Origin of the sequence: Paenibacillus sp. oral taxon 786 str. D14 (genome assembly GCF_000159955.1) — a bacterium.
GTDB classification, from domain to species: domain Bacteria; phylum Bacillota; class Bacilli; order Paenibacillales; family Paenibacillaceae; genus Fontibacillus; species Fontibacillus phoenicis.
Genome location: NZ_GG695972.1, coordinates 310,581 through 318,632, shown reverse-complemented (window position 1 = coordinate 318,632; position 8,052 = coordinate 310,581). Strand labels below are relative to the sequence as shown.

7 protein-coding genes are annotated in these 8,052 nt (G+C 57.1%); 1 reads left to right on the top strand and 6 read right to left on the bottom strand.

Annotation, left to right across the window (positions count from 1 at the left end; translation table 11 throughout):
* Positions 1-100: 100 nt before the first annotated feature.
* On the top strand, positions 101-406 hold the full coding sequence (locus POTG_RS06440; RefSeq protein ID WP_009224014.1) for a putative quinol monooxygenase: 306 nt from the start codon (positions 101-103) through the stop codon (positions 404-406).
* 508 nt (positions 407-914) lie between these two features.
* On the opposite strand, the gene POTG_RS06435 is transcribed toward POTG_RS06440, so the two are convergent.
* From POTG_RS06435 to ssuE, 6 genes are all read right to left on the bottom strand, one after another.
* Entirely contained in the window at positions 915-1,781 is an 867-nt protein-coding gene (locus POTG_RS06435) for an SDR family oxidoreductase (protein WP_009224013.1), read from the bottom strand.
* 162 nt (positions 1,782-1,943) lie between these two features.
* Positions 1,944-2,696, bottom strand: coding sequence for an AAA family ATPase (locus tag POTG_RS06430; protein WP_009224012.1), 753 nt, complete (start codon positions 2,694-2,696; stop codon positions 1,944-1,946).
* Complete coding sequence (locus POTG_RS06425; protein ID WP_009224011.1) at positions 2,696-4,642, bottom strand: ABC transporter ATP-binding protein; 1,947 nt, start codon at positions 4,640-4,642, stop codon at positions 2,696-2,698. The genes POTG_RS06430 and POTG_RS06425 overlap by 1 nt, the downstream gene beginning before the upstream one ends.
* Complete coding sequence (locus POTG_RS06420) at positions 4,620-6,392, bottom strand: ABC transporter ATP-binding protein (protein ID WP_009224010.1); 1,773 nt, start codon at positions 6,390-6,392, stop codon at positions 4,620-4,622. The genes POTG_RS06425 and POTG_RS06420 overlap by 23 nt, the downstream gene beginning before the upstream one ends.
* Before the next feature lie 194 nt (positions 6,393-6,586).
* Positions 6,587-7,183 (bottom strand): AAA family ATPase, encoded by a 597-nt coding sequence (locus tag POTG_RS06415; protein ID WP_036644450.1) that lies wholly within the window; start codon positions 7,181-7,183, stop codon positions 6,587-6,589.
* A 114-nt stretch (positions 7,184-7,297) separates the two neighbouring features.
* Positions 7,298-7,837, bottom strand: coding sequence for an NADPH-dependent FMN reductase (ssuE, locus tag POTG_RS06410; RefSeq protein ID WP_009224008.1), 540 nt, complete (start codon positions 7,835-7,837; stop codon positions 7,298-7,300).
* Positions 7,838-8,052 lie beyond the last annotated feature (215 nt).

Genomic DNA, 8,052 nt, shown 5'->3' with positions numbered 1-8,052 from the left:
AATTATATCATGGAGGGTAAGGAGGGGATTCCGCCTGGGAGTTGCAAACCGAGTAGGGGTAGGAGATAATTCTTCTAACTAAAGATGAGGAGGATGGCCGGTGGACAAGTTCGGCATGTACGCCAAATTCAAGGCGCAACCCGGGACGCGCGACCAGTTGGTCGACATCTTGTTGGAAGCCGCTGCGGGTGCGGGGGCAGCTCCGGACTGTGAGCTGTATGTAGTAAACGTTTCGGAGACGGAGCCCGAGACCGTGTGGGTCACCGAGGTCTGGAGCAGCAAGGAAGCCCACGACGCCTCACTGCAAGATGAAGCCACGCGGGCAATGATTCAGCGGGCCATGCCGTTGATCGCCGGCGTGGAGTCGATTCCGCTCCGCCCGATGGGCGGGAAAGGCATTAAGTAGCTGTAGAGTTGCAGAGTTTTGTATAGACGCAAAGTCGAATATTCGCAAAGTCACAGAGTTGCAAAATCGCATAGATGCAAAGCCACATACTCGCTTAATGGCATGGCCGCTAGTAGCAGAGTCGCATAGTTGCTGAGTCGTATATTCACATAGCCGAAGTGTCTCAATGTCGCATACCCTGCTAGTCGCAGAGTGACTACTCGCATAATCGCATTGCCAAATCCCCTGCTAGTCGCAGGTGGAATGTAAAAGTGCAGTTCATTTTCGTTATTTTGGCTCGATTTAGGGCGTTCAAATGTAAAAGTGCAGCTTAAATCCGGTAAAAACTCCTCTTTCCACGGATTTGACCCTGAATGAAATGCACTTTTACATTTCAGCCGCTAAAAATAGCCGGTTTCGCGGAAAATCAACTGCACTTTTGCAGTTGACCCGCCGGCGTCAGCTCCAATGGGAAAGCCGCTGAACGCAAAAAATCCCTGTTCCACTCCCGGAACAGGGATTTTCGTCATTAGGCTTGCAGTTCTTTTACGATGCCGCGAATGGCGTCCACGACCGGAGTTACCGGCCGGCCCAGCAAAACTTCCAGGTCGCCGCTCGGAACGTCCAGCGCACCTTCGCGAATCGCGCTTTGGATGGAGACGAGGAACGGAACCACCGGTTCCGGCACTCCCGCACCGCGCATCGTTTCCGCATAGGCCGCATCGTCAACATGCTGGACGGGAACTTCACGGCCCAGAACTTCACCGATCTTTTTCGCCAGTTCATCATGCGTCAGCACGGGTCCCGACAGCTCATAAATCTTGTTCTCATGGCCGCTGCCAGCCAACACCGTTGCTGCGGCTTGCGCGTAATCCTCACGCGTCGCCCAGCCAACTTTGCCGTCTCCAGCGGAAGTTACAAGCGGGGCTCCTGCCAAAATGCCTTGGATCGTCCCTGTTTCATTTTCGATGTACCAGTTGTTCCGTAAGAAGGCGTACGGAATGCCCGTTTTCGCAATCGCTTCCTCGGTCGCTTTATGGACGGGAGCTAACGCCAACGGGTTCGCTGCAGCATTCACCACACTCGTATAGGCGATGAACTTAACGCCTGCACGTTCTGCCGCCGCGACAGCCGCCAAGTGCTGGCGAGTCCGCGTATTGTTGTCACCCTGCGTGGATACGATAAGCAGCCGTTCCACACCGGCAAAAGCCGTGTCCAGCGAAGCCGGATCATCAAAATCCCCCTGTCGCACGTCCACGCCGCGCTCGCTTAACGCACTAGCTTTCTGGGGATCGCGTACGCTCACTGCCAGCTGTTCTGCTGGCACCGAAGCCAGCAGCGCTTCAACCACCTTGGCGCCGAGTTGCCCCGTCGCCCCTGTCACCAAAATCTTCATCCAAGACTCCTCCTATCAAATGGATTGCCATGAAGTCTACATTCTCACCTGTAACTATTATAGTTACACGCCATCGATAAGTCAAAAAAATCTTAAATGATGAATGGTGCCGGGAACGCGGGATGGGTAGACGAAACGGCCGGCTGCTCGATAACCCTTTACTTACTCCTCTCGCAGCAGCTCCCTTAGCATACCCTCCCGACGATTGACGAACTCCTTCATGATGATATAATGGTCGGTCTCCTCCAGCGTGGTTTTCTTGATCCCGTCCGGCGTGAGCTGATACATGAGACTGTCCGGATAGGCCATAAGGATGGGCGAATGCGTGGAAATGATAAATTGGGAGCGACGTCCGACCAACTCATGGATCCGCGACAACATCGCCATCTGCCGGAACGGAGACAACGCCGCCTCCGGTTCGTCCAAGATGTACAGACCGTACCCGCTGAAGCGGTTCATAAACGCAGCGAAAAATGATTCGCCATGCGACATCGCATGCAGCGATTTCCCGCCATAGGAGTTGCGTATAGGTGGGCCAAAACTGTGTTCCCGGTCCAACCGATCGATTTCCGAAGCCAAGTTATAATAGCTCTCCGCCCGGAAAAAGAAGCCGTCCCGCGGCCGCATCGGCCCCCTTACGGTTCGAAGATACCGATGCAGATCAGAGTGGGTCTCAGCCGTCGCGAAACTGAAGTTCATCGTGCCGCCTTCCGGGTTAAATCCCAGAGCAACAGCGATGCCCTCCAGCAGCGTGGACTTGCCCATGCCGTTTTCGCCGATGATGTACGTGACTTTCGGGTGGAACTCCAACTGCCCCAGCGACGAGACCGCCGGTAAATGGAAAGGATAGTCGTCAAACGTCGGCACCTCGTCCCGCTGCAACATGATCCGCCGCAGATAGGCGTTCCACTCCATTAGGCGTCGCCCTCCTCTTGTTCTGCGTCCAAGCCGCCGTGGTACAAGCTGTAATAGAATCCGCGACGCCGCAGCAACTCTTCATGCGAGCCCTGCTCGATCAAGCGTCCTTCCTTCAGGACCAGAATCTTGTCAGCCTGACGAATGGTATTCAAACGGTGAGCAATCACGAAGCTGGTTCTTCCTTGCATCAGGCGTTGCAGGCCCTCTTGGATTTTGATCTCCGTTACGGTATCGATGCTGCTGGTCGCCTCGTCCAGCACAAGGATCGAAGGATCCGCCAAAATCGCCCGCGCGATGGCCAGCAGCTGCCGTTGCCCTTGGCTGATGCCGCCGCCGTCTGCGCCAAGCACCTTGTCGTAGCCGCCCGGCATCCGCACGATGAAGGAATGCGCATTCGCCAGCTTGGCGGCCTCCTCCACCTCCGCATCGGTCGCATCGAGACGGCCAAAGCGGATATTCTCGCGGATCGTGCCCTGGAACAGGAACGAATCCTGCAGCACAAACGCCATCTGCGATCGCAGGCTGTCGCGCCGGATCGTGCGGATATCGCGTCCGTCGACCGTGATCGTCCCCCGGGACGGTTCGTAGAAGCGCGAGAGCAGCTGGATCAGCGTCGTTTTGCCGGCCCCCGTCGGCCCGACCAAAGCGATCGTCTCGCCCGGATTCGCGGTAAAGCTGATTCCCTCCAGCGTATCGCCGCCCTCGTTTTTATTTTCTTCATAGGAGAAGTACACATTGGAAAAGACCACCTCGCCCCGAACGGACGACAGCTCCACGGCCCCTTGTTCATCACTGGCTTCGATCTCCTCATCCAGCACCTCAAACACCCGCTCCGCACCGGCGATCGCCGACAGCAGCGTGTTCCACTGGTTCGCGAGGTCGTTCAGCGGTCGGGTAAATTGCCGCGCATACTCAACGAACACAACGATCACCCCAACCGTCACTCCGGCGCTCCCGCGCACGGCCAGTACCCCGCCGATCCCTGCCACGATCGCAAAGCTAAGATTGTTCAGCCCGTTCATCAGCTTTGGAATGAAGCCGGAAATCGTCTGCGCCCAGAAGCTGGAGCTGCGGATCGCACCGTTACGCTCGCGGAAGCCTTGCAGCACCCGCTGCTCTTGTGAGAACGCCTTGATGATCCGCTGCCCCGACAACGTCTCCTCGATGTAGCCGTTCAGGTTGCCGAGATCCTGCTGGCGCCGCTTGTACAGCGGCCCCGTCCGCTTCGTGATCCAACGCATCCCGGCCATCATCAGCGGCACGACGAGGAACGTCAGCAGCGTCAACAGCGGGCTGAGGTACAGCATGACCGTCAGCGTTCCGACCAGCGTCAGCACGCTGGAGAAAATTTGGATCGCCGAGCTGTTTAGCGTTGAGCTGACGTTGTCCATATCATTGGTCAACCGGCTCATAATCTCGCCCTGTTGGCGCTTGCCGTAGTACGGAATCGGCAGCCGGTGCAGCTGGGCGAACAGCTCGGAACGCATGCGGTACACCGTCTCCTGGGCAATGGTGATCATCCAGATATTTTGTAACCAGGAGGTGAGCGACGACCCTGCAAAGACCAGCGTTAGTCCGATGAGAAACAGCACCCACGGCCGGCCGCTGCCGGCCTCTAAGTACTCATCGATTGCCACCCCAACCAGATAAGGACCCAACAGCGCTAATCCTGAGCTGAATACAACCATCAGCAGGACCGCGGCCAGCCGGGCTTTGTGAGCAGATAGATAACTCCAAATTCGGCTTAGCGTGCCGGACCAATTCTTCGCTCGCAGTTTGGGCCGTACGCTGCCGGGTCCACCGCCGTGGCCGGGCCGGCGAGGCGCAGTCGCCGCAGGAGTTGGATCCTGCCGGGAGCCTCCGCCCTGCTGTGCAACCTGTGATAGTGGATCCAGCTTCGGGTACGGATGCCGGAACGGTTCAGTGAAGGTCTTGAACGGCATGAGCTTCCGCCTCCTTTCCTAGCTGGGATTCGCAAATCCGCCGGTATAATTCCGAATGCTGCAGCAATTCCTCGTGTTTGCCGCTGGCGATCAACCGCCCGTCATCCAGGAGCAGGATCAGATCCGCCGTCATTGTGGAGCTGATCTTCTGCGTCACCAGCAGCGTCGTGCAGGACAAGCGCGAGATCTCCTTCAACAAGGCCGCCTCCGTTCGGACGTCCAGCGCGCTCGTGCTGTCGTCTAGGATGAGGATGGCTGGGCGGCGGACCAAGGCCCGGGCGATCGACAGGCGCTGCTTCTGTCCGCCGGACAGATTCACGCCGCGTTGCCCAAGCCGCGTCTCATAACCCTGCGGCTGCCGCTCGATCGTGTCATGAATCTGCGCCTGCCGGGCTGCAGTCTGGATTTGCTCCAGCGTAGCGTCCTCGCGCCCCCAGGTGATATTTTCCCGGATCGTACCAGAGAATAACATCACTTCCTGCGGCACATAACCGATGGAACGGCGCAGCCGTTTCCGATCCAACTCGCGAATGTCCGTTCCATCGATGAGGATCGTACCTTCCGTGGGCTCATACATGCCTGGAATCAACTGGACAAGCGATGATTTCCCTGAGCCGGTGGCCCCCAGGATGGCGATTCGCTGTCCCGGCTCCGCCGTAAACGAAATCCGCTCCAGCGCCATCACATCGCGACCCGGGTAGCGGAACGAGACCTCGCGAAATTCAATGCGGCCTTGGATCGGCGCCGCCTCTCCTTCCGCATCTGCACCGCTTGCCCCTCCTGCGCGGCTTTCCCGTTCGCCTACCGGATCGCTCTCCTCCAGCACCTCGCGCACCCGACCGGCGGATGCCGCTCCCCGCGACAAGGAGCTCATGATCCAGGACAACGCGGACAACGCGCCAATCGTACGCAGCGAATAGTTGATCACGGCGACGACTTCACCAACGCTGGCGCCCCCGTCCGCAATCTCGATTCGGCCAAACCACAGCACCGCGATGATCCCGGCGTTCATGATAAACAGCAGGAACGGCATTGTCGTCTCCGTCAGCTTCAAAGCGGTGACCGTGCCCTCCCGCAGCTCGCGGTTGCGCTGCTCAAAGCGCCCAATCTCGTGCGACATCCGGACGAACACGCGGATCAGCCGCATGCCGGTCAAATTTTCCTGGATCAGGCCGTTCACATTATCCGTTCGCCGCTGCACCGTACGAAATAAAGCGGACGCTTTACGGATCATCCACAGGACGAACGCCAGCAAGACGGGAACGGTCAACGTCAGCAGCAGCCCCAGCTTCACATGCACGACCAGCGCCATCACCACACTCCCGACAACAATCAGCGGCACCCGTGACGCAAAGCGCAGGCACATGAAGATCACGTCCTGCAACACCGTAATATCCCCGGTCAGCCGGGTGATCAACGACGAAGCAGCAAATCGGTTAAACACCTCGTACGAAAAAGACTGCACCTTCTCGTACAGCTTGTCGCGCAGATCGTACCCGAAGCCTTGGCTCACATGCGAGGCGAAAAAGGAACTGGCGATCCCGGCGAGAAATGCCGCCAACGCGCTTCCCATCAGCACCCCGCCCCAAATCCAGGCGACGGACACTGCGTGCTGCCGAATCCCGTGGTCGATGATCCGCGAGATGATCAGCGGTTGAACCAGCTCCACTGCCAGCTCAATCAGCAGCATCACTATCGCGGAGATGGCGGCGATGCGGTATTTTTTGAAAATAGCGGTCATGACGGACATCCTGATACCTCCAGTGCGGGTGATTCCGTAAGAATCGCCAATTGGGTGAACTATGTTGTTTTTTATTATAAATCAGTTGGGAGGGCTTGTGTATTTTTCCAGCGGAAAACAAGCGTACAACACGCTATAGCAAAAAAGCCCTTCCTGTCCGGAATCAACCGGATCTCAGGAAGGGCATGATGTATGCCTTTAGCTTAATTTTGTTCCCCAACGATAAATTGGTAAATGCCGTCCACTTTCTCCTCCGTCAGCTCGCCGCTGTTGTCGAACACAAGAATCGATGAAGACGGGATGTCCCAATTAATCTCCGGCACGAATTGCACGCGGTGCTTAAAATCGTCCCAATGCTCCAGCTTCCACGTATCGCGGTCCGTACAGCGCTCGATAATCCGTTCCTTTTGGGTTTCCATGTCCTTGAGCGTCACGACAACCACCTTCACGTCCACTTCCTTCTTGGTGAGACCCGCCTCTTGAAGCAGCGTTTCGATCCAGTCTTTGTTCTTCAGTTCCGCCGTGAACGGGGAAATCATAAATACGTTTTGGCCGGCCGCCAAATTTTCGATGCAGATGTCCCGCGTCGTATCGTATTCCAGGTCACGCAGGTGCTGCTTGTAAAAATCGGAATCCCGGTCGTTCACGTCCAGACCGTTCATCGCCAGAATCTTCTCGACACAGCGGCCGCCCACCGTATCCCGATCCAAAAAAGCCGCCGGCATCCGTCTTGCCAGCTTGCGAGCCACCGTCGTTTTCCCCGTTCCAGCGACTCCTACGAAAAAGACCAATTTCAACATGATGTCCAAAAATCCCCCTTCGACAATTGCGAGCAGATATACCTTTTGTCCTATTGTACGATATTGGATTCTCCGCAATCCAAACATGTGTTGCCGTGATTCTTTTGGTTTGGCTTAAGACTGTTGGCGCAGGCGCGTTTCCCGGGCGAGCTCCTTCACGTTCTCCTCCAGCCGGGTGCGCAGCTCCCCGGCAATATCGAAGCCGCCGGATTCGGTGCGTGCTACCTGGGCGTCCACCGTATACACACCGCCCAAAATATAACGTGCGCCCAACGCGGACAAAACCGGCTTCAGCGCATAATCGATCGTCAGCAGATGCGCCAGACTGCCTCCAATAAAGAGCGGCAGCACGACTTTGCCGGCCAGGCCTTTTTGCGGCACGAGATCAAGGAACGTCTTCAGCACGCCGGTATACGACGCCTGATAGACGGGGCTGGCGACAACCACCGCGTCCGCCGCGGCGACCAGCGCATTCGCTTTGACGATCGCTTCACTTTCAAATTTCGTATGGATCAAATCCTCCGGCGGCAGCTCCACCACGTTCACATGGCTGACTTCGAAGCCCTCACCGCGCAGCAATTCCTCCGTCAACGCAATGACGGCCCCTAGCCGGGAGCCTGGTGTTGGACTGCCGTTAATAATCGTCACTTTCATATCGGATTCTCCCCTTATCTGCGACGGAGGTTCGTTTTCTCGCGAACCCCGGCCATTTGCCTAAATTTTAAAACGATGCTATCAATATTTGCTTGAAAAGTCAATGCAAACCGCGCCGCCGAAGGGCAATCCGGCGGCGGGCGGCATAAAGGCGCAGCGGGTTACAGCGCCTCGATGATATCCCCGGCGATGAGCGACGCCGGGTTACCCTTCCG

Excerpts from the sequence above, each read along its gene's own strand:
- POTG_RS06430 (WP_009224012.1), bottom strand. The coding sequence starts at position 2,696 with ATGGAGTGGAACGCCTATCTGCGGCGGATCATGTTGCAGCGGGACGAG.
- ssuE (WP_009224008.1), bottom strand. The coding sequence starts at position 7,837 with ATGAAAGTGACGATTATTAACGGCAGTCCAACACCAGGCTCCCGGCTA.
- POTG_RS06425 (WP_009224011.1), bottom strand. The coding sequence starts at position 4,642 with ATGCCGTTCAAGACCTTCACTGAACCGTTCCGGCATCCGTACCCGAAG.
- POTG_RS06420 (WP_009224010.1), bottom strand. The coding sequence starts at position 6,392 with ATGTCCGTCATGACCGCTATTTTCAAAAAATACCGCATCGCCGCCATC.
- POTG_RS06435 (WP_009224013.1), bottom strand. The coding sequence starts at position 1,781 with ATGAAGATTTTGGTGACAGGGGCGACGGGGCAACTCGGCGCCAAGGTG.
- POTG_RS06415 (WP_036644450.1), bottom strand. The coding sequence starts at position 7,183 with ATGTTGAAATTGGTCTTTTTCGTAGGAGTCGCTGGAACGGGGAAAACG.